This window comes from Arthrobacter sp. 1088 (genome assembly GCF_031455315.1).
GTDB lineage: Bacteria > Actinomycetota > Actinomycetes > Actinomycetales > Micrococcaceae > Arthrobacter.
The window spans coordinates 18,982-40,614 of record NZ_JAVDSM010000015.1; the positions used below are offsets into that span (position 1 = coordinate 18,982).

The following is a 21,633-nucleotide window of genomic DNA, read 5'->3' on the forward strand; positions in this document are numbered from 1 at the left end:
CGTCAAGCAAAAGTTGAATTATTGCCGACGAACTTCTGCTGCATGACACGCATAAGCAATCGTGCTTCACTAATGGCATGACCTCAGAACCCGGACACCAAGGCGGAAAAGACGCCTCCGCCCAGGACGCCGGTAATCTTTCGCGTGCCGGGGACCTCTTCCAGCTCCTCCGGGACGGCCAAGCCCGGACTCGTGCTGAACTTGCCCTCACCACCGGACTCGCCCGCTCCACAGTCGCCTCCCGCATCGACGCCCTCATCGGATCCGGACTCGTGGGCCCCGCCGGTGAAGCCACCTCCAGTGGTGGCAGGCCGCCGTCGCGCTTCGCCTTCAACCCCGCCGCGCGCGTAGTCCTGGCCGTCGACGTCGGAGCGACCCACGTGATTGTCGCCGTCACCGACCTCGGTGGAAGTGTCCTGGCCGAACGGCGCCTCTCGCAGGAAGTCGCAGACGGCCCGGAGGTCGTGCTGGGCAAGGTCATCAGCGCGGGCCGCGAATTGCTCGCCGAAGCGGGACGGGAACCGGGCGACCTCGCGGGAATGGGCATTGGACTTCCCGGGCCCGTGGAACACGCCACCGGACGGCCGGTCAAGCCGCCGATCATGCCCGGTTGGGACGGATTCGACGTCGTTCCTTACGTCCAGCGCACGCTACCCGTTCCAGTTTTGGTGGACAACGACGTCAACATCATGGCGCTCGGCGAACGGACCGCCTACTGGCCTGACCACGAGAATTTCCTGTTCATCAAAGTCGCTACCGGTATCGGCGCAGGCATCATCAGCAGCGGCGAACTGCAGCGCGGGGCCAACGGCACTGCCGGGGACCTCGGCCACGTGCGGGTGCCCCGCGGCGACGACGTCCTCTGCCGTTGCGGCAACTACGGATGCCTGGAAGCGCTCGCCTCAGGTCCCGCCGTCGCCCGCCAACTCAAGGCGCAAGGTCTCGAAGCCGCCACGGGAGCGGATGTCCTCCGGCTTGTAGCCGAGGGAAATTTGCAGGCCATCCAGGCCCTCCGGCAGGCGGGACGAGACGTCGGCGATGTGCTGGCCACAGTGGTCAACCTGCTCAATCCGTCAATGATCATCATCGGCGGCAGCGTGGGGGAGGCTGGCGAACACCTGGTTGCCGGCATTCGCGAAGTGGTCTACCGGCGCTCGCTGCCCTTGGCCACCACGCACCTCCGGATCGGTATTTCCATGGCCGGTGATCGTGCAGCAATCCTGGGCGCCAGCCAGATGGTGACGCAGTATGTGCTGTCCCCGGCAGTGATCGAAGCCACGCTCCAAGCAGCGGGATAGTTGGATTTTGGTGCGGGTTGGCCGGTGACGGCGTGATAGCAATGAAAGTGATGAAAACGTTTCCCGCCACCCTGCAGCGCACACCATGAGCCAGTTCCTCGCCAAAGTTCCTCGCGGCTGGTTGATACTTGCCTGCATTGGGCTGATCGCGCTCAACATGCGCGGACCCTTTGTGGCCGTTGCGCCCGTGGTGGATTTGCTGCAGGCCGACCTCGGATTCTCGCCTGTTGAACTGGGTCTATTGACCGGTATCCCCGTGCTCTGCTTCTCGCTTGCTTCGCCTCTGGCATCGATGGCCGGCCGCAGGTTGGGTGCCGAATTCGCGGTGATGCTCACGCTGCTCGGCGTGCTGGCTGGCGTCGTGATCCGCTCCAGCGGCGGTGGCGTGCCGGTCATGGTGGGGACAGTCATCATCGGTGTGGCTATTACGATCGGCAATATCGCCGTGCCGCTCATCATCCGGCGCGACTTTGCGCCGCGGCGGCAGGCAACCGCAATGGGTGTCTACACAGCGGCGCTGAACATCGGGTCGTTCCTGACCTCGGTGGCCACCGCGCCACTTGCCGATCTTGTAGGTTGGCGGCTTTCCCTCGCGGCGAGTGCACTGCTGGCCTTGGCCGCCATCCTTTTCTGGGTGCCAACTGTTGGTGCGCGGCGGGCGTTTGTGCCAGCCGCGGTTCCGGCCGCTTCTCCTTCCGGGCCGGGGAAGGTTGCCGGCGTGGGGTGGCTGACGGCGGGCCTGACGCTTGGCTTCGCGGGCCAAGCATTCTCCTACTACGGCGTCACCGCCTGGCTGCCAAGCTTCCTGTCCGACGAACTCGGCATGGGAGCCGCCGAGGCTGGCGCGGGATCCTCGCTGTTCCAGATCTTCGCGATTGTCGGCGGGCTAGGTGTACCGCTCCTGGCCCGCTTCGCCAGTACGACGACGGTCGCGGTCACCTTGAGTGCGTTGTGGCTGACCGTTCCCGTGGGCTTGATGCTGGCGCCTGGTTTGTGGTGGATGTGGTCGTCCATGGGCGGCATTGCGCAAGGTGGCGGCATCACGGTCGTGTTCATCGCCATCATCAAGTTCGCCAGGGACCAAGCCTCGGCAGGGATGATGTCCGCCGTCGTCCAAGGTGTGGGCTATCTGGTTGCAGCCTTGGCGCCAACGGTCATCGGCTACGTCCATGGCGTGTCCGAGGGTTGGACCGTGCCGCTGCTGGTGATCCTCGGGTCGGTGCTCGCGTTCTGTGTGTGCGTTACGTTGTCCGTGCGGTGGGTGGCCCGGCAGCGGTAGGTGAGTGTCGCCGTCGGGTTTACCCAACTGAGTCGCAGTTAAGCGCGTTTTGAGCCGTCAAAACGCGCTTAACTGCGACCTAGTTGGGTGGATACTCCGCTGCTGGGCTGCCTCCCCGACCGTCGGGGTCACTTGTTGCGGAGAGTGCAGGCAGCCCAGCGTCGGGGATTGGTGTGTCGCTACCCAGTGGATCTAGGCGGCGACGAGTTCCTCTTCCGTGGCCTCTTCACGGGCTTCGGTGAGGAAACGGGCGTAGGCCGGGATGGTCAGGAAGGTGGGGAATTCCTCGGCCAGGGTGACTTCTTCGAAGATGGCGCGGGCGTCAGCGAAGCGGTCTCCGTCGAAGCGTTCCAGTCGGGCGTATTCCTCGTCCAGCATGTCCTGGACCCATTCACGGCTGATGATGTCGCCGTGTTCGGTGATGGCGTGGGAGTGGATCCATTGCCAGAGCTGGGAGCGTGAGATCTCGGCGGTGGCGGCGTCTTCCATGAGGTTGTGGATGGCGACGGCGCCGTTGCCCCTGAGCCAGGACTCGATGTAGCGGATGCCTACCTCGATGTTCAGGCGAACCCCGGCCTCGGTGATGGTGCCTTCGGCGCTGGCGATGTCGATCAGGGCGCGGTCGTCCGGGGTGACGTCCTCGCGGCTGCGGTCCAGCTGGTTCGGCTTGTCACCGAGCACGGAGTCGAACACTTCGCGGGCCACGGGCACGAGGTCCGGGTGGGCAACCCAGGAGCCGTCGAAGCCGTCGTTGGCTTCACGGGTCTTGTCGGCACGGACCTTCTCGAACGAGGCCTGGTTGGCGGCTTCGTCCTTGCGGTTCGGAACAGCTGCAGCCATGCCGCCGATGGCCATGGCACCGCGGCGGTGGCAGGCCCGGACGAGTTGTTCGGTGTAGGCGCGCATGAACGGCTGGGTCATGGTTACCTGGCCGCGGTCCGGGAGTACGAAGCGCGGGCCGCGGGTGCGGAAGTTCTTGATCAGGGAGAAGATGTAGTCCCAGCGGCCGGCATTCAACCCCGAAGCGTGGTCCCGCAGTTCGTACAGGATCTCTTCCATCTCGAACGCGGCCGTGATGGTTTCGATCAGCACGGTGGCGCGGATGGTGCCCTGAGGGATGCCGAGCAGGTCCTGGGCCAGGACGAAGATGTCGTTCCACAGGCGGGCTTCGAGGTGGTTCTCGATCTTGGGCAGGTAGAAGTACGGGCCCTTGCCCTGGGCGAGCAGGCGGCGGGCGTTGTGGAAGAAGAAGAGCCCGAAGTCCACTACGCCACCGGCGATCGGCTTGCCGTCGATGAGCATGTGCTTCTCGGGCAGGTGCCAGCCGCGCGGACGGACCACGATGGTGGGCAGGTCCCCTGCAGGCTTGAGCTTGTATTCCTTGCCCTCAGGGGACGTGAAGTCGATGCGCCGTTCCAGCGCGTCGGTCAGGTTCAGTTGGCCCTGGATGACGTTGCGCCACGTCGGTGTGGAGGAATCTTCCATGTCGGCCAGCCATACCTTTGCACCCGAGTTCAGGGCGTTGATGGTCATCTTCTTATCCACCGGGCCCGTGATCTCCACGCGGCGGTCCTCCAGGCCCGGAGCCGGGGGAGCGACGCGCCACGACGGGTCATTCCGGATGGCCTCGGTCTGCGGCAGGAAACGGGGATCCTGGCCACTGGAAATCTGGTTGCGGCGGGCATGCCGTGCCTGCATCAGCTCCTGACGACGATCAGCCGTAGCCCGGTGCAACTTGCCGATGAACTCAAGGGCGTCCGGCGTGAGGACCTCGTTCTGCCGGCAAATGGGCTGCGCGGTGATGGTGATGCCGTTGATAGTGAAGTTGTCGGTGAAGCTGTTCATGGGAGTGTCCTTTCAGGGACCCAACTGAGTCGCAGTAGATGCCGTTTTGGACGTTCATAACGGCATCTACTGCTACTTACTTGGGCAAGTTTTAGTGGAATTGGCCCTCTTCGGTCGATCCGACCAGTGCGAGGGTGGATGCGTTCGGGTTGAGCGCGGTGGCGATGTCGTCGAAGTAGCCGGTGCCGACTTCGCGCTGGTGCTTGGTGGCGGTGTAGCCGCGGGACTCGGAGGCGAATTCCTTCTCCTGGAGTTCGACGTATGCGCTCATGCCTTCACGGGCGTAGCCGTGGGCGAGGTCGAACATCGAGTAGTTCAGGGCGTGGAAGCCGGCCAGGGTGATGAACTGGAACGTGAAGCCCATGGCACCGAGTTCGCGCTGGAACTTGGCAATGGTGGTGTCGTCCAGGTGCTTGCGCCAGTTGAAGGACGGGGAGCAGTTGTAGGAAAGCATCTGGTCCGGGAACTCGGCCTTGACCGACTCGGCAAACTTGCGTGCCAACTCCAGGTCCGGTGTGCCGGTCTCCATCCAGATGAGGTCGGAGTACGGCGCGTAGGCCTTGGCGCGGGCGATGCACGGTTCGATGCCGTTGCGGACCTTGTAGAAGCCCTCGGCGGTACGTTCGCCGGTGATGAATTCCTGGTCTCGCTCGTCCACGTCGGAGGTGATCAACGTTGCGGCTTCGGCGTCGGTGCGGGCGATGACGACGGTCGGGGTACCGGCGACGTCGGCTGCCAGGCGTGCTGCGTTGAGGGTCCGGATGTGCTGCTGGGTGGGGATCAGGACCTTGCCGCCGAGGTGACCGCACTTCTTTTCGGAGGCCAACTGGTCTTCCCAGTGAACGCCCGAGGCGCCGGCGGTGATCATGGACTTCATGAGTTCGTAGGCGTTCAGCGGGCCACCGAAGCCGGCTTCGGCGTCGGCGACGATCGGAACCAACCAGTCCTCAACGGTCTTGACGCCCTCGGCATATTCGATCTGGTCTGCGCGAAGCAGGGCGTTGTTGATGCGGCGGACAACCTGGGGGACCGAGTTGGCCGGGTAGAGGGACTGGTCCGGGTACGTCTGGCCCGAGAGGTTGGCGTCCGCGCCAACCTGCCAGCCAGAAAGGTAGATGGCACGGAGCCCGGCCTTGACCTGCTGCACAGCCTGGTTGCCGGTCAGGGCACCCAGGGCGTTGGTGTAGCCGCCGGTGGGAGCTTCCTCGGTGAGCTGCTTCCACAGCTTATCGGATCCGCGGCGTGCCAGGGTGTGCTCTTCAGAGACGCGACCGCGGAGGCGGACGACGTCGGTGGCCGAGTAATCACGGGTGACGCCCTCCCAACGCGGGTTGGCGGACCACTCAAGTTCCAGCGCTGCTGCCTGCTGCTCTGCAGTCTGTGCGGACTCTGCTGGTTCAAATGATGCGGTCATTGCATATCTCCTTGGTGGTGCCCGGGCCGGCCTCCGCTGCGCCTTTGCTGCGACGGCCGGCTTACCGGGGGTCTGTATTTCTTTTCGTGAGACCTACTTTTCTGCACTTTCAATAGCCTTTCTAGAGGAAAACTATGGAAAGAAATGCAGTTCTTCGCGTATTCTCAAGAAATGTCGCCTGTGAGCTGGAATCGCGAAGTCGCGTCGCCGTCGTCGTCCCCTACGTCCCCCGAACTGGACGTCATCAGCCTTGGTCGCCGCGTGCGCCACTTGCGCAAGCAGGCCGGCCTGACGCTGGACGACTTGAGTGCCGCCGTCGGGACTGCGCCCAGCCAATTGAGCCTGATCGAAAACGGCAAGCGCGAGCCCAAACTCGGGCTGCTGCAGTCGCTGGCAAGCTCGCTCAACGTGAGCATCGACCGGCTGCTTGGTGCCGAGCCGCCGAGCCGTCGAGCGGCCTTGGAGATCGAGCTGGAACGGTACCAGCGCGGACCCCTCTACGAGTCGCTGAACCTGCCCAAAATCCGCATCAGCTCGCGGCTTCCGCTGGATGTGCTGGAGTCGCAGGTGGGGCTGCTCCAGGAGCTCGAACGCAAACTTAACGAGCAGGTTGCGACGCCGGAAGAAGCCCGCCGCGCGAACGGCGAGTTGCGTGCCATGATGCGTGAGCGCGGTAACTATTTCCCCGAGTATGAGGCCGAGGCGCAGAAGGTCCTTAAAGGGGTCGGCTACACCACCGGACCACTAAGCCAGCACGTCATTGCGGACATCGCCGAGAACCTCGGATTCACCCTTCACCACGTAGGTGATTTGCCGCATTCCACGCGGTCCGTGACGGATTTGAAGAACCGCAGAATTTATCTAACACAGAACCAACGCCAGGATCACGACCCCCGTTCAGTGCTGCTGCAGGCGCTTGGCCACTACGTCCTTGGGCACGAAACTCCGCGGAACTACGGCGATTTCCTGGCACAGCGAGTGGCCACCAACTATTTCGCCGCAGCTTTGTTGTTGCCCGAGCAGGCCACGGTCGAGTTCCTCCAAAAGGCCAAGGCCGCCAAGGAAATCGCCGTGGAAGACATCCGCGACGCCTTCGCTGTGTCCTATGAGACCGCTGCGCACCGCTTCACCAACCTGGCCACCAAGCACCTCGGCATCACTACGCACTTCCAGAAGACCCATCAGAGCGGGATCATCTACAAGGCCTACGAGAACGACGGCGTGACCTTCCCACAGGACCACACGGGCGCAATCGAAGGTCAGCCATCGTGCAAGGCCTGGACGTCGCGGGCAGTGTTCGATGTGCCGGACAAGTTCAGCGCGTACAGCCAATACACGGACACCCCGTCCGGTACGTACTGGTGTACGGCCCGGACCGAGCGCTCGGCCAGTGGGGAGTTTTCGCTGAGCATCGGCGTGCCGTACCAGCATGTGAAGTGGTTCCGTGGGCGCGAGACGACTGCCCGGGCAACGTCGACCTGCCCGGATCCGAACTGCTGCAAGCGGCCCCCGGCGTCCCTGGCCAACGAGTGGGCCGGAAACGCCTGGCCTTCCGCCCGCGCTCACTCACACCTGCTCGCCGCCATGCCGCCCGGCGCGTTCCCTGGCGTGGACGAGACCGAGGTGTACAGCTTCCTGGCGGCGCACTCGGCGCGCTAACCCGATGCTCGCTCACTTCCTGACCGTTTTTCCGTGATGCTCGCTCACTTCCTGACCGTTTTTCCGTGATGCTCGCTCACATTCAGGCCACATTCGGCAATCCCTCTCTCAGATCGCGTGAGTTCCGAAGGCAAAGCGTGCAGCATGTGAGGAGAACACCAAATGGGGGGGCGGCATGTATCGAGTTCGGAAAGTGGTCGCGGTAGTAGCGGCAGCCATGTTGGCGAGCGGTTCGGCGACAATCAGTGCCTGCGCGCCGCAACCAGCCGACGTCGGGCTCTTGAAGGCCGACGGCGTTACGCGGGTTTCGGTCCAGGCGGCGGATTACCCTGCCCAACGTGAGGCGCTGAATGCCTCTGCGCGCAAGCTCGGCGCGACACTGCTCGCGGACGGAGGGGATGCCGCGAACGGGAACGTTGTTTCGTCGCCCGCCAGCCTGTTGTTCGCGCTCGGCATGCTGCGAGCCGGAGCATCCGGTGAAACGGCCGCTGAGATGGATTCAGTCCTGGCGTTGCCCATCGAGGGTCGCGACGAAGCCATGAACGCCGTACTCGCGGCGCTGGAAAAGTATGACGGCGACCCCGGAAGCGTGGACGAGGACGACCCGCCACGCAAACCCGTCATGCACGCAGCCAACGGACTGTTCGTCGACAAGGGCATCCCCACCGGAAAGGACTTTCTGGCCACGCTCGCAAAGCACTATGGCACGGGTGTGTACCCGGTGTCCTTCCAGGATGAGGCGGCGACCAAACCTGCCATCGACCAATGGGTAAGCATGAACACGGGCGGGAGGATCAAGGAAGCACCCGCAAAGTACGATCCCGATAACACCTTCAGTCTGCTCAACGCGCTCTACTTCGCCGCGGCTTGGCAGACGCCCTTCGATGCCAACGACACGTCGGATCAGCCCTTCCGCAAGGCCGGCGGGGAAGTCGTCTCCGTTCCTACTATGCACGGAGGCCTCAGCATGGCGTACGCCGAAGGCGTCGGATGGAAAGCTGTGGACTTGCCTTACGCCGAAGGTTTCGTCATGCGGCTGGTACTGCCCGACGGCGGTACTCCGGGTTCCGAAAGTCCGGCTGCGGTTTCGCCGGAGGTGCTTTCGGACGCGGCAGCACGGTTGGGACGCGCGGCGCAGGACATGGTCCAGATCAGCCTGCCTAAGTGGGACCACAAGACCACGTTCGACCTGCGAAGGGTCTTCGAAACGCTCGGACTCAAGGAGACCCTCGCCACGGACACCGATTTCGATGTAATCCAACAGGGCATGAAACTGACGCAGGCGGCGCAAGCAGCCAACGTTACCGTTGCTGAAAAGGGAACCATCGCATCCGCGGTGACCCAGGTCAACGCCAAAGACTCCGCAGCCATGATTCCGGATCGTGAAATCGTCCTTGACCACCCGTTCCACTACCAGATTGTGCACGTTGAAACCGGCATGCCGTTGTTCACGGGTTGGGTTGCTGATCCACGCTGAGGGACGGGAAGTGAGAGAGCGATGGGGAAAGGCCGCAGGATGTGAGAGAACGATGGGGGAAACGCGTCGGGATGTGAGAGAGCGATGGGGGAAACGCGTCGGGAAGTGAGAGAGCGTTAAGCTAGCGAACCAGCCGTCCCACCAGCACTGCCGCAGCCTCAACGACGTCGTCCGCCTCCCGTTTGGACGAACTCAAGGCGACCTCGTTCCCAGCCAGAGTGACGATGTCCGTGATGACCGCGACCGTGAGCTTTCCCAGAGTGTCATCGCTGGCTCCCAGCAGCACGGAATTTTGCCGAACCCACTCGCGTCCACGTTCGCGCCGCAGTACCTCGAACCCAGGGGGAGTATCACCTTCGATGAAGACCCGCTCCAGGTCCCGGTGTTTCCAGGTGTAGTCGAAGTAGCTGCGGCTGCCCACGTTGAACAGGGCCAGCGGATCGTTCTCGCCTGACTTCCTGGCCTTTGCTACAGCCGCGGCGACGAGCCTTTCATGTTCGTTCTGATAGTCATCCCAGAGTGCCAGGAAGAGTTCGGTCTTGCCCCCGAAGTGGTGATACAGGCTCCCGACGCTTGACCCGGAACGGGCCACGACGTCCGAAACGCTGGCGTCGGTGAAGCCGTGCTCGCAGAAAACGTCCCTCGCCGCATCCAGGAGGTTTCGTCGGGTGGCGGCTGTCCGGGTCCATTGCCACGAGCCAGCATGGACTGCCGCGTTGGATGTTTTCCGAACCAAGGATGCTCCCTTCGCTGACAAGGACATTGCCGGAGTGTCGTCGGGCTTCTTTCTGGAATCGTACCTTCACCAATCTGAAACTTTAAGCAATCAAACCCCTTGACCGTCAATCAACTAAAGGAAACAATCTTAGAAGCTCGTTCTAGAAATATGTGTTGCGGTATGTATCCGAATGCTGCGATTTTTGACGTCAAACGCCTCGAAACCCGGGTGCCGTTTTTACCGTCGCGCTGCAACTGGTTGAATCGCTATGAGAGAGCGCCAACTGGTCGCACGCCAAACAAGCCAGAGAGGAACGCGGCCTGATGTCCGTTTCAAGCAAGTCGTCCGGGATCACGTCGAACAGGTGGTTCAAGCCCGTCGTCGTTACCGCCATAGCGTTGGTGGTGGCGCTGGTCCTGGTGCTCATCGCGCAGTGGCTGCGGACGCTGCAACCCGTCCAACAGTTCCTGGTGGACTTCCCTGGACATTCAGCGATCCCCGAAGGCACGCCCACAGGTTTCCCTGCCTGGCTCGGCTGGCAGCACTTCCTCAACATGTTCTTCCTGGTCCTGATCATCCGATCCGGCTGGCAGGTCCGCACCACCACGCGACCCGCCGCGAACTGGACCCGGAACAACAAAGGCTTCATCAAGACGAAGAATCCGCCCACAAAGATCAGCCTGGATCTCTGGTTCCATCTCACGCTGGATGCCTTGTGGGTGTTGAACGGCATCATTTTCATCGTCCTGCTGTTCGCGACCGGCCAATGGCTGCGGATCATCCCCACCGACTGGGACGTCTTCCCCAACGCTCTGTCTGCCGCCTTGCAGTACGCGTCGCTTAATTGGCCGGTTGAGAACGGCTGGAACAACTACAACAGCCTGCAGCTGCTGACGTACTTTGTCACCGTCTTCGTCGCCGCGCCGCTGGCAATCATCACCGGCCTCCGGATGTCCGGTGCGTGGCCGAAAAAGGCAGCGATCAACAAGTTCTACCCCATCGAGCTCGCCCGCCAGATCCACTTCCCGGTGATGATCTACTTTGTGGCGTTCGTGATCGTCCACGTCACCTTGGTCCTGGCCACCGGGGCCCTGAACAACCTGAACCATATGTACGCCTCGAACAACGACTACAGCTGGTGGGGCTTCGGCATTTTCGCGGCCTCAATCGTCTTTACTGCGGCCGCCTGGTTCCTGGCCCGCCCGCTGTTCCTGCGTCCGATAGCCTCGCTCATGGGCAAGGTCTCGCGCTAGCGGGATCCGCCCTGCCACAGGGCATCAAACGGAGCACCCGACGCCACGCGGTTCGCAATACCAGCGGTAACGAACGCCTTCGCGGTGCGGGCAGCTTCCAACGGCGTGGCACCCTTGGCCAGTTCAGCCGTCACCGCCGCAGCCAGGGAGCAGCCGGCACCGGACACGGCCACATCGCCAACCTTCGGAGCGCGCAGGACTTCCAACGTTTCGCCGTCGTAGTAAACGTCGACGGCGTCCGGGCCTTCCAGCCGCACCCCACCTTTGGCGAGGACTGCTGCTCCGCTGATCTCGTGAATGCGAATGGCAGCGTCCTTCAGGCTTTCCTCATCCGTGATCTGAAGCCCGGACAGTGATTCGGCCTCGAAATGGTTTGGTGTCACGAACGTCGCCAGAGGCAGGATCTGCGCTTTCAAGGCTTGGTCGGTATCCAAGGCGTGGCCAGGCTCCTGTCCTTTGCAGATCAGGACCGGGTCAAGGACCACGTTCGGGAAAGCGCCATCGGCCAACGCCCGCTCAACAGTGCCGATGGTTGCAGGGCTCCCGAGCATGCCGATCTTCACCGTATCCAGGACCGAAGGTGCGCCGGAAGCGGGACCGTAGGCCGCCGTCGTCGCTTCCAATTGGTCCGCGATGACTTGCTGGTCAACAGGGACAAAGCGGTGGTTCCAGTTGTCTTGGGGATCAAAGGAAACAATGCACGTGAGGTTCGCGATGCCGAACACTCCCAGTTCCTGGAAGGTCTTGAGGTCGGCCTGCGCGCCGGCGCCGCCGGTCGCTTCGGAGCCGGCGATGGTCAGTGCAAGGGCAGGTGCAACGGCTGAAGTCATGTCTTACATCTTGCCATTTGCCCGGTGGTGTCCCGATTTTTGGGGCACGGAGTCGGCGCACGCGTTAGCCGTGAAGTGTCCGATAGGCGGTTTCAGCCGCCGGGTGAAGGGGCACGCCCGCGGTGTTGATAAGCGTCTCAGGGCTGAGGAATTGCACTCCGGTGCTCGTCTTCGGGACCAGTTCCTGAGCCCGTTGCACCAGCAGTTTCACGGACTCTGAAACCAGGTGGTCGGCCAGGTCGCTGCGGCACAGGAGCAGGTTGGCCACACCCACGGTCCACGTTGCAGAGGCGTCCCCGTAGCTCTTGGCGGGGATCAGGACACGGTCATAGAACACTCCGTATTGTTCGCGCATGGCCTTGATGTGTTCGGATAGGTCGATCAGGCGGAGGCCAATTTCATTGGCCGTGGATGCGATGGCAGCGGTTGGCACGCCGCCGGACCAGAAGAGGGCATCGATGGAGCCATCGCGCAACGCTGCCAAACCTTGGTTCAGCCCGAGATTCACCTGCCTGAGACCCATTCCCGGCGGTGCTGCGGAGATGATGCGCGGCACGGTCAGCGACGTTCCCGAGCCCACCTCGCCAACACCGGCCGTCTTCCCGGCCAGATCGGCGAAAGAGCGGAGACCGCTGTCCTCCCGCACGATGCAATGAACATAGTTTTGATACACCTTTCCGAGCGCCACAAGATTCCCGCCAGGTTGAGGGGTGGCTGCAGCCTGGGCAGCTGCGTCGGCAAGCGCGACGGCGAACGTCGCCTCGCCGGACAACACGCGCCGGATGTTCTCCAGGCTTCCGCCAGTGGTCAGCGGCACGGCCGTTTCGGCTACACCCTCGCGTTGGAGCAACTCCGCGAACAAGGTTGCGAACTCCAGGTAAAAGCCACCTGGTTCACCCCCGGCGACCGTTAGCTTTTGCGGCTTCTCGTCGGGGGTGCAGGAGGTGGATACCGGTAGCAGTACGCCAGCCAAACCGATCGACAGCCCGGCTCTAAGAACTGCCCTTCTTGGCATGATCCTGCTACTCATCCCGGCCACCCTGCGGGTGTTGGAACTCAAGACGGGCCGTCAGTCCGTGCGGTTCTCTTCCCTCAAGCACAAGCTCACCGTCGTTCGCATGCGCCAAACGGTCCACGATCGTCATCCCCAAGCCGTTCCCGGCGATCTTGCTGTGCTGCGGCGCCCTCCAAAACCGCGTTGTGGAGGCGGTGCGCTGCTCGGCGGATAGCCCGGGACCGTCGTCGGAAATCTCGACGGCGACCCCTCCTTCTGTCTGGTTCGTTGCCACCGTGATCCGGGCGCCAGGGGCGTACTTGATGGCGTTGGCCAGAAGCTCACCCACCATGTGCGCCAATTCGTCCGGATTGCATGCGAGGGGGAGCGGTTGCTCCGGCTGCATCAGCATGATGGTCGAACCAGCGCGTTCAGCAGCAGGCATCGCCCGCTCCACCTCCCCCTGCAGGACAGGGAAGGGGTCGATGACCGTGTGGTGTTTGTGCCCGGTTGCACGATCTGCGCGGGCAGATCCCTCGAAAGCGCGGTGCTCGGCCGTGGCCAGCTTCAGCACGCCGTCGAGAATTGCCTCCACACGCTCAAGCTCAGCAACCACGCCGGCCGCGGCGGCTTTCTCGGGCTCCGACTTCAGCGCCAGTTGCAGCAGATCGATCCGGAGCCGCAACGCACCCACCGGGTTCCGTAGTTCGTGCGATGTGTCGGCGATCAGTTGGCGCTGCGAATCGATGCTATCCGTGACGGTGTTGGCCATCGCGGTGAACGAACGACTCAGCTCCCGCAGCTCGGGCGGACCGGCGTCGGGAAGGTGGCTCGTCTTGCCCGTCGTCTCAAGTTCGTGGACGGCGTTGCTCAGGCGATGGACCGGCCGCAGAACCCAGGCGGTGACGCGGGCCGCTGCCAGGAGCAGGAGTGCCCCGAGCGCCACTGCGGCAAGCCCGACGACGAGCCACCGCTCCCGCAATTTCTGCCGGGCCGCCTCGGGATTGACTTCAAGGACGGCCTCCCCAAGTACCTGGCTGGCTGTGCCGAAGGACCTCGAGATGACCTCCGTCCCGGATCCGAAGGGCCTAAGCGGGCTGAGCGTGGTGTCGCTGAGGTTCAAGCTCGCCCGGTTCAATGCCTCACCGACCTCGGCCCGGTCCTCACTGAGGCCGCCTGAGCGCACTGTCTGCGGCTGCAGGCGGATCAGGATCCCTTCACCGTAGAGCTGGGAATAGCGGTCCATTTCGCGTTGCAGCTGGGTGGTGTCATTGTCCAAAGACGCATCATTGGCAAGCTGGGCGAAGCGGTTCAATGACGTGACGCGGTTGATCTGGAGTTCCTGTGTGAGCTCCCTGCCGGCCGACGTCAGGATCACGCTGGACACGGTGACCACAATGAGCACTGCGATCACGCTCAGGATGGCCAGGACGCGGAGTTTCATCCCTGCTCCACGCGGTATCCCACGCCGCGGACGTTGATGATGAAACCGGGCAGCTGGAGTTTGGACCGGAGGCCGGTGAGGTGGACGTCGAGGGACCTCGAGTTGGCCACGAAGGCATCACCCCAGAGGGCATCGAGGATCTGTTCCCTTGTCACTACTGATCCTGCATTCCTTGCCAGGAGGCTGAGCAGTTCGAACTCTGTTGCGGTCAGGGAGAGTTCCCTTTCGCCAACAGATGCGATCCTGCGGTCCACGTCCACCCTGACGTCTCCCACTTGGATGCTGTGGGGTGCCGCATGCCCGGCACGGTGGGTCCGGCGCGTCACAGCTTCGATCCTTGCCAGCAATTCCACAAGCTTCACAGGCTTGACCAGATAGTCATCGGCACCGGAACGAAGACCCAGGACCACGCTTCGTTCGTCGTCGCGCGCAGTGAGGATCAGAATGGGGACCTGCGTGACCTGTCGCAGCTTCCGTAGCACTTCCAGACCGTCCAAGTCCGGCAAACCGAGATCGAGCAGGATCACTTCGTGATGCCGATGGCCCAGGAGCGCGTCCTCGCCACGGGACACCCTTGTGGCTTTGTGGCCTGCGGATGCAACGGCAGCGCTCAAGGCGGACGCCATGGCGTCGTCATCCTCGACGATGAGCACGTGCACGGTCTGATCCTTATGGGCTGGTTGGGCTTGGTTGGGCTGGTGGGCTGGTTCGCTACTAGAGCTTAACGTTGCGAGGCCCGCTCTGCGCCCTTCGGAGTGACCAAAGAGCGCAGAACGGGCCTCACAACCCAGCTGATTCAGGCGCGGGCGAGATCCTTCTTGTCCTCGTCGGCATCCCGCGAGCCAAGGTCCTTCGCGGCGAACGCGCTTCCCTGCTCGGTATCCAGGTGCGTGGCCTTCTTGTTCTTCAGCGCGAAGATGTACACCAGCAGCGAGATGAAGATCGCCGCAGTTACGTAGGTGAAGAACATGTCCACCTGACCGGATTTCTGCAGGGCGGCACCAATCAGCGGAACCGTGCCACCGAAGAGCGAGTTTGCGATCGCATATCCCAGGCCAACGCCCAGGGCACGGATCGAGGCGGGGAACAGCTCAGCCTTCACCAGTGCGTTGATCGAGGTGTAGCCGCCAACCATGAGCAGGCCGCCGAGCATCAGGAGAAACGCAACGAACGGATCCTTGGTTCCGGACAATGTGGAGAGCAGCGGCCACGTGAACAGCACACCGGTGACGCCGAACCAGATCAGCAACGGTTTGCGGCCGATCTTGTCGGAAATCAGGCCATAAACCGGCTGGAGCAGCATGAAGATGAACAAAGCCCAGAAGTTGATGACGGAGGTATCGGTCTTTGCGATGCCGGACGTATCGTTCATGAACTTCAGGATGAAGTTGGTGTACGTGTAGAACGCCACCGTGCCACCGAGCGTGATGCCAATGCAGATGAGCAGCGGCTTCCAGTGCTTGGTGAACAGGAGCTTCATGGTGCCCGGCTGTGCCTCGCCTTCAACCTTGACGTGGGCGGCGCGGAGCTGATCGGCGGAAAGGGTTTCTTCCATGGACCGGCGAAGCCAGAGGACAACCAACGCAGCCACGCCACCGATCGCGAAAGGAATCCGCCAGCCCCACGCGGTCAGGTCTTCTTTGTTCATGGTGTTCTGCAGGATTACCAACACCAGCAACGCCAGCATCTGCCCGCCGATGAGCGTCACGTACTGGAAGCTGGAGAAGAAACCGCGGCGCTTGGCAGTCGCGGCCTCGGACATGTAAGTGGCGCTGGTGCCGTATTCGCCGCCCACCGAGAAACCCTGCACAACACGGATAAACACCAGCAGGATCAGTGCCCAGAGGCCAATCACGTCCTGCGTCGGGAGGATTGCGATGGCGAACGATCCTGCCGACATCATGGTGACGCTGAGGGTCAGTGCAGCCTTGCGGCCCTTCCGGTCTGCATAGCGGCCGAAGAACCAGCTGCCGATCGGACGCATGAGGAACGACGTCGAGAAGACAGCCATCGCCTCAAGACCGGCCTGCAGATCGTCCGAGGAGTTGAAGAAGTGCGACTGGAAATAGGCCGCGAAAACCGTGTAGACGTAGAGATCAAACCACTCCACGAGGTTGCCCGCGGAGCCTTTAAGAATGTTGCTCACGGCCTTGCGTGTCTGTGCGGCCTCGCTGAGGGGCGCAGTTTGTTGGGTGCTCATCAATGAACCTTCCTGGACGGCCTGCGACAGCAGCCGTGTCTTGCATGAGTTCGTTCTGTCCATGAAGCTCGTGCTCATGGCGTCCTTGCGCATGGCTCTTCGTCGACTAAGAAAGGTCCTCCATGGGTGAAGAGGACATATTCCAAACTATTGGTGATGCACGGCACAACCAACGCCGGAACGGATTTCCTAACACTTCCTTAGGTTTCAAAAGGCCTGGACGCACGACGGCGGTACCCGGCTGCCGCCGTCGTGGGAGCCTTGTTTGCGGCCCACCCACACAAGCCGGGTGCTCTCTCACATCGTGCGGGGTTTTGGCGGTCGTTCTCTCACGTCCTGCGGGTTTTTGGCGGTTCTTCTCTCACATCCTGCGGGTTTTTGGCGGTTCTTCTCTCACGTCCGGGCGGGTTTTGGCGGTCGTTCTCTCAGATCCTGTCCCTTGCTGCGGACAAGAATGGGCCACGGGATTACTGTTCAGGCATGGGTACTTGGACCGCACTAAGGAGCGTGTTCGGCAACCTGCCCCTTCCTCCGGGACAGGTGACCGGTTTGATTGTCGACGTGGTCCTGAAGCGACGGTTCCCCTGGCCACTGCCAGGATCTGAAGCACTTCAAAAGATTGCGGGTTCTGGCCTGCTGGTGATCGGTGGAGGGCTGAATGCCTGGGCTTTGGCTGAGCGGGCCCGCCGTTCGGCGAGTCGCTTCGAGTTGGAGCGGCCGCAGGAATTGGTGACCAGCGGGCCATACGCACTAACCCGCCATCCAATGTATGTGGGGTGGTGGCTCATCCACTTGGGTGGGGGGATCCTCGCCGGTTCATCGTGGGTGCTCATGACTTTGCCGGCTGGAATCCTCGTGGAACACAAGGGCGTGCTCCGGGAAGAAGGCGAACTGTCGGAATATTTCCGTGAGTACGCCGAATACGCGACAAAGACTCCTCGCTACCTCGGATTCCAGCGTCGCCGCCCTGTGAACCGCTGACATCATCGTGTGATGTGACCGAGCGTTCCCCGGAAAGGGGGATTAGCTGAGTGAGGATCGGTGGAAGCGGGTCAGGATGTGAGTGAGGATCGGTGGAAGCGGGTCAGGATGTGAGTGAGGATCGGTGGGGTGGGAGAATGAAGCTGGTGTTGGGCCGGCGGCCCCACCAACCACAGTGCTAATACAGCCGGGTGCCTGAACCAACAGCGCCCGCGCGAACCACTACGAAATGGATGACCCATGCCCTCGCCTTCCGGCTCCAGCACCTTGAGCAAGCCTGCACCCCGCTTCGCCTCGATCGGCTCCCCGTACTTTGGCATCATGCTCGCCATCATGGCCGTGGTGCTGATCCTGTCCAATATCGGCGCATCCAAGGGCGTCGTGCTTGGTCCGATCATCACTGATGGCGGATTCTTCCTGTTCCCGCTGGCCTACATCCTGGGCGACGTCATGAGCGAGGTCTACGGCTTCAAAGTGGCCCGCAAGGCCATCATTACCTCGTTCGCCCTCTCCGTCTTCGCCTCGCTCTGCTACTGGGTGATCATCGTGCTTCCCGGTTTCACGGACGAGTATGGAACCGCCAAGCAGGCCGCTATCGAAGGCGCACTGGGACCGGTCCCGCAGATCGTGCTCGCTTCACTTCTGGCCTTCCTCGCCGGCCAGACCATCAACTCCTGGATCTTGGTAAAGATGAAGGAGCGCACGGGCGAGAAGACCCTGTGGGCCCGGCTCATGGGCTCCTCCGTGGTGGGCGAGTTCGTGGATACGCTGATCTTTTGCAGCATCGCGGCCTCGGTCATTGGCATCACGGACTTTGGAATGTTTGCGAATTACGTCCTGGTGGGCTTCGTGTACAAGACCGCCGTCGAGTTCCTCTTTGTCCCGATCACAGTCCTGGTAGTTGGCTACATCAAGAAGCGCGAGCCCAGCTACGGGGTAGCCGCAGCCTAGTCCGGCGGCGAAGCCGGTTCGCCAGCCAACGCTACGAGTAGTAGCGCCCCAGCGTCTCGGCTTTGAACTCGAAGAAATCCCCGGACTCGATGGCCAGCCGGGCGTCGTCCACCATCTTCACCACGAAGCGCTCGTTGTGGATCGAAATGAGCGTGGCCGAAAGCATTTCCTTGGCCTTGTACAGGTGGTGGATGTACGCGCGGGAGTAGTTCTGGCAGGCGTAGCAGTCACAGCCCTCCTGCAGCGGCCCGAAATCGGCCTTGTAGCGGGCACCGGACAAGTTGAAGCGCCCGGACGGCGTGTAGAAGGCTGAATTCCTGGCCACACGGGTGGGGGAGACACAGTCGAAGGTGTCGGCACCGTTCTCGATAGCCGTGAAGATATCGTCCGGTTCGGAAATACCCAGCAGGTGCCGGGGCTTGTTCTCGGGAAGTTCCTCGTTGCACCACCGCACAATGGTGCCCAGGTTCTCCTTCTCCAACGCACCGCCGATCCCGTACCCGTCAAATGGCATGGCGCCGAGGTCCCGGCATGCTTTGCGGCGCAGGTCCTCATACTGGGCACCCTGGATCACACCGAACAGCGCCTGGTAGGGCTTCCCCACCCGGGAAACCGTCAAACGGGCATGCTCTTCCAAACACCGTAGCGCCCAGAGCCGGGTCCGCTCCAACGACTCTTCCTGATACGCCCGGGAGTTCTGCAGGGTTGTCAGTTCGTCGAACGCGAACATGATGTCCGCGCCGATTTGGTGCTGGACCTGCATGGAAATCTCGGGGGAGAAGCGGTGCCGGTCGCCGTTGAGGTGCGACTTGAACCAGACGCCGTCGTCATCGATATGCGCCAGCCGTTCCTTGCCGGGCGCCACCGCGTCGTCGGGCCCGGAAGTGTCCACGTTCTTCATGTCGATGACCTTCTTGAAGCCCGAACCAAGGCTCATCACCTGGAATCCGCCTGAATCCGTGAACGTCGGCCCGGACCAGTTCATGAAAGCACCCAGCCCGCCCGCGGCGTCGAGGATTTCAGGGCCTGGCTGCAGGTACAAATGGTAGGCGTTGGCCAGCACAGCCTGCGCGCCGAGTGCGGCAATCGACTCGGGCAGGACGGCTTTGACTGTAGCTTTGGTCCCGACGGCGATGAACGCGGGCGTCTGGATGGTTCCGTGCGGCGTGGTGATGGTTCCGGTCCGGCCCAGGAAAGTGCCGCCGTTGGCCTCGACCAAGGCGTCCGACGGCGAACACGTTTCAGTCAGCCGCTGGCCCACTGAAAAGGAGAACCCGGATTGCCGTGAAGAAAGATCCGGCAGGGCACGGGCGGGTGTGGACGGGGGCGACGAGGGCAGGAAAGCGGAAGCTGGCACGCTACCAAGTGTGCCAGCTTTACCGCGGGTAACCTGCGGAACCCGGCCTAGGAACTGTAGTTCTCAGCCTTCCACTTGTCCCAGGAGGACCTGATGTCCGCCAAGGTGTGGGCCCCCAAATCGTAGGTGGAGGCAATCACCATTGAACCGCCGTCGGGCCTTTTCTCGGGGATCGGCAGTTGCTCTGCAACGATCAACAAACCATCGCCGTGCTCGGCGTAGCTATGTACGGTGAGGCCCACCTGGTGACGGCTCTTGAACCACACCCGGCCGGAGATCTCCTCGCCGGTTCCAAGTGTGAGGGAGTAGTCATCGCCGACCGGCGGGAGATCGCCCAGCCCCAGCTTTTGAATGGCCGGCCCACCACTTCCCGGAAGGGACACGAAGTGGGTTCGCCGTTGACCGTGTGGGTGTCTCTCGAGGGCGAAACGGAGTTGGTGCAGGAACGTGAGCCAGCCCTGGGTGATGTCCTCGTCCCATTCCGCCCACTCGGAATCGTGGTCCAGCGCGGCGCGCGTGACCTTCACTTCCGTGCCGCCGGAAACAGGGTGGAGCTCGAACTCGTCCCCGCCATGCACAGTCAACTTGATGTGATCAGGATTTTCCACCACATCCGGGTGGAAGTAGATCTGCTTGATTTCGTCGGCGAGGTCATCGGCCTCCCATCCGTGCCATTGAGCCACCAGGGAGGGTTCGCGCAGCATTGTCCAAACCTGCTGCGCGTCGGCATTAACCACAACGCTCAGATTGTTCGTCATGGCCCCGAATCTACCGCCGTTCCCGTCTCTAAAACAGGTCTTGAAGTTTAGAAGTGCCGGGATTAGGCGGACGTATCAGGACACAGCTGGTTCAGGCCCGCACAGCATCCAGTTCGATGCCGATGCGCCGGCCCAGTTCCTCTTCTCCCAGGGTCTCCGATCCACCGTGGGCCCGCAGGAACAGCAGCGACTCGAGGCGGAGGAACCGCCATTCGCGCTCGGCTTCATGATTGCCGTTATCGATCGCGCGGAAAATTTCCTTGTCGTACAGATTCGGTTCGTTAAGCGCGCGCTGGCGGACCTTGGCGGCGATGCGTGCCTTGAAGGGATCTGTTTCCTCCGACTCGTGCGCGCGCAGCAATTTCTCGTACACGGCAGCTCGTTCGGTTTGTCCGCCCTCACGGCAGATGAAGCTGGAGAGCGCCAGGGCGCGTTCGATCGACGCCCAGCGGTCCGGGTTGCCGTCAAAGGGCAGCACGTTCAGAAGATCCGCGACCGCAAGGGCGCTGTCCGGATCGCGCAGCACGATGCAGAGATCGAACGCCAGGTTGCTGAGGTCCCGGAGGCAGCTGCCGGACTTGGTGTTGATGCCCTTCGCCAGCCTTTCGGCGAGCACCTGAACGCCGTTCTTGCCCTTGTGATTGGCGACGGCGGCCCGCACCACAGCTTCAGGCGTCCCGTCCGGCTCGGGGATCAGCGCGAGTTCTTCGGGGGCCGGAGTGGTGACGGCTGGTGGCGTTTGTGGGCGTGGGGGGACGACGACGGCGGAGCCCGCGGCTGCTTGCACCTCGTCTTCAGTGGAGGTGCTGGAGTCCGCGTCGGCTTCGGATTCAGGCGGCAGGACGACTGCGGAGCCTGGCACGGCCGAGCCATCCGAAGCTCCGGCACCCACGGGCACGCTGGAGCCGGCAGCGATACGCGCGATGCCGCCGTCGACCGTTGTCACCAGCAACAGCGCGGCAACGCCGTAATCATCGTCCTGGACCTCGATACTGGCGATTTCCTCTGCGGGCCCGTCTCCGGGCAGGAACACAAAGTCTCCGGGTTGCAGGTCCCCAGCCTGCTTTTCGCGGTATTGCTGTGAGGCTGGGCTGTGAGTCATCGGAAGTCCTTTGGTTCTCTTGCGGTCCGCCGTCCAGTCTACAAACTCCGGCCGCGGCCAGAGGCGGGACCCG

General features: G+C 62.5%; 18 protein-coding genes. 7 read left to right on the plus strand and 11 right to left on the minus strand.

Annotated elements, in window-relative coordinates:
• The first annotated feature begins 77 nt into the window (after positions 1 to 77).
• Positions 78 to 1,298 carry an ROK family protein gene (locus J2Y41_RS19915; RefSeq protein WP_309931104.1) on the plus strand — a complete coding sequence of 407 codons (1,221 nt, stop codon included), beginning with the start codon at positions 78 to 80 and terminating at the stop codon, positions 1,296 to 1,298.
• 85 nt (positions 1,299 to 1,383) lie between these two features.
• Positions 1,384 to 2,577, plus strand: a complete 1,194-nt coding sequence (locus tag J2Y41_RS19920; RefSeq protein WP_309931106.1) for an MFS transporter — start codon at positions 1,384 to 1,386, stop codon at positions 2,575 to 2,577.
• 192 nt (positions 2,578 to 2,769) lie between these two features.
• Here the strand turns inward: J2Y41_RS19920 and aceB are convergent, their stop codons facing one another.
• Together aceB and aceA are read right to left on the minus strand one after the other, a co-directional pair.
• Positions 2,770 to 4,422, minus strand: coding sequence for a malate synthase A (aceB, locus tag J2Y41_RS19925; protein WP_309931110.1), 1,653 nt, complete (start codon positions 4,420 to 4,422; stop codon positions 2,770 to 2,772).
• A gap of 91 nt (positions 4,423 to 4,513) precedes the next feature.
• Positions 4,514 to 5,836 (minus strand): isocitrate lyase, encoded by a 1,323-nt coding sequence (gene aceA / locus J2Y41_RS19930; protein WP_309931111.1) that lies wholly within the window; start codon positions 5,834 to 5,836, stop codon positions 4,514 to 4,516.
• 144 nt (positions 5,837 to 5,980) lie between these two features.
• On the opposite strand from aceA, the gene J2Y41_RS19935 reads away from it, so the two are divergent.
• Complete coding sequence (locus J2Y41_RS19935) at positions 5,981 to 7,495, plus strand: helix-turn-helix domain-containing protein (RefSeq protein WP_309931112.1); 1,515 nt, start codon at positions 5,981 to 5,983, stop codon at positions 7,493 to 7,495.
• A gap of 175 nt (positions 7,496 to 7,670) precedes the next feature.
• A complete protein-coding gene (locus J2Y41_RS19940; RefSeq protein WP_309931114.1) occupies positions 7,671 to 8,972 on the plus strand; it encodes a serpin family protein in 1,302 nt (433 codons plus the stop codon).
• Positions 8,973 to 9,093: 121 nt separating this feature from the next.
• Here the strand turns inward: J2Y41_RS19940 and J2Y41_RS19945 are convergent, their stop codons facing one another.
• Positions 9,094 to 9,735 (minus strand): TetR/AcrR family transcriptional regulator, encoded by a 642-nt coding sequence (locus J2Y41_RS19945; protein ID WP_309931115.1) that lies wholly within the window; start codon positions 9,733 to 9,735, stop codon positions 9,094 to 9,096.
• 278 nt (positions 9,736 to 10,013) lie between these two features.
• Here J2Y41_RS19945 and J2Y41_RS19950 point away from each other — a divergent pair, with 278 nt between their 5' ends.
• On the plus strand, positions 10,014 to 10,943 hold the full coding sequence (locus J2Y41_RS19950; RefSeq protein ID WP_224166397.1) for a cytochrome b/b6 domain-containing protein: 930 nt from the start codon (positions 10,014 to 10,016) through the stop codon (positions 10,941 to 10,943).
• Here J2Y41_RS19950 and J2Y41_RS19955 read toward each other — a convergent pair.
• From J2Y41_RS19955 to J2Y41_RS19975, 5 genes are all read right to left on the minus strand, one after another.
• A complete protein-coding gene (locus tag J2Y41_RS19955; protein ID WP_309931119.1) occupies positions 10,940 to 11,773 on the minus strand; it encodes a hydroxymethylpyrimidine/phosphomethylpyrimidine kinase in 834 nt (277 codons plus the stop codon). The genes J2Y41_RS19950 and J2Y41_RS19955 overlap by 4 nt on opposite strands.
• Before the next feature lie 64 nt (positions 11,774 to 11,837).
• A complete protein-coding gene (locus J2Y41_RS19960; RefSeq protein WP_309931121.1) occupies positions 11,838 to 12,803 on the minus strand; it encodes a TAXI family TRAP transporter solute-binding subunit in 966 nt (321 codons plus the stop codon).
• Positions 12,796 to 14,211 carry a HAMP domain-containing sensor histidine kinase gene (locus tag J2Y41_RS19965; protein WP_309931122.1) on the minus strand — a complete coding sequence of 472 codons (1,416 nt, stop codon included), beginning with the start codon at positions 14,209 to 14,211 and terminating at the stop codon, positions 12,796 to 12,798. The genes J2Y41_RS19960 and J2Y41_RS19965 overlap by 8 nt, the downstream gene beginning before the upstream one ends.
• On the minus strand, positions 14,208 to 14,870 hold the full coding sequence (locus J2Y41_RS19970) for a response regulator transcription factor (RefSeq protein WP_309931124.1): 663 nt from the start codon (positions 14,868 to 14,870) through the stop codon (positions 14,208 to 14,210). Before J2Y41_RS19970 ends, J2Y41_RS19965 begins: the two co-directional genes overlap by 4 nt.
• A 137-nt stretch (positions 14,871 to 15,007) precedes the next feature.
• Positions 15,008 to 16,411 (minus strand): MFS transporter, encoded by a 1,404-nt coding sequence (locus tag J2Y41_RS19975; protein ID WP_309931126.1) that lies wholly within the window; start codon positions 16,409 to 16,411, stop codon positions 15,008 to 15,010.
• A 480-nt stretch (positions 16,412 to 16,891) separates the two neighbouring features.
• On the opposite strand from J2Y41_RS19975, the gene J2Y41_RS19980 reads away from it, so the two are divergent.
• On the plus strand, positions 16,892 to 17,392 hold the full coding sequence (locus J2Y41_RS19980; protein ID WP_224166403.1) for an isoprenylcysteine carboxylmethyltransferase family protein: 501 nt from the start codon (positions 16,892 to 16,894) through the stop codon (positions 17,390 to 17,392).
• A 240-nt stretch (positions 17,393 to 17,632) separates the two neighbouring features.
• The gene (locus J2Y41_RS19985; protein WP_224094270.1) at positions 17,633 to 18,343 is read left to right on the plus strand and encodes a queuosine precursor transporter; all 711 of its coding nucleotides are present in this window, start codon (positions 17,633 to 17,635) and stop codon (positions 18,341 to 18,343) included.
• 31 nt (positions 18,344 to 18,374) lie between these two features.
• On the opposite strand, the gene tgt is transcribed toward J2Y41_RS19985, so the two are convergent.
• The 3 genes from tgt to J2Y41_RS20000 form a co-directional block, all read right to left on the minus strand.
• On the minus strand, positions 18,375 to 19,700 hold the full coding sequence (gene tgt / locus J2Y41_RS19990) for a tRNA guanosine(34) transglycosylase Tgt (protein ID WP_309931130.1): 1,326 nt from the start codon (positions 19,698 to 19,700) through the stop codon (positions 18,375 to 18,377).
• A 47-nt stretch (positions 19,701 to 19,747) separates the two neighbouring features.
• A complete protein-coding gene (locus J2Y41_RS19995) occupies positions 19,748 to 20,458 on the minus strand; it encodes an SRPBCC domain-containing protein (protein ID WP_309931131.1) in 711 nt (236 codons plus the stop codon).
• A gap of 91 nt (positions 20,459 to 20,549) precedes the next feature.
• A complete protein-coding gene (locus J2Y41_RS20000) occupies positions 20,550 to 21,560 on the minus strand; it encodes a DUF6707 family protein (RefSeq protein WP_309931133.1) in 1,011 nt (336 codons plus the stop codon).
• Between the last annotated feature and the right edge of the window lie 73 nt (positions 21,561 to 21,633).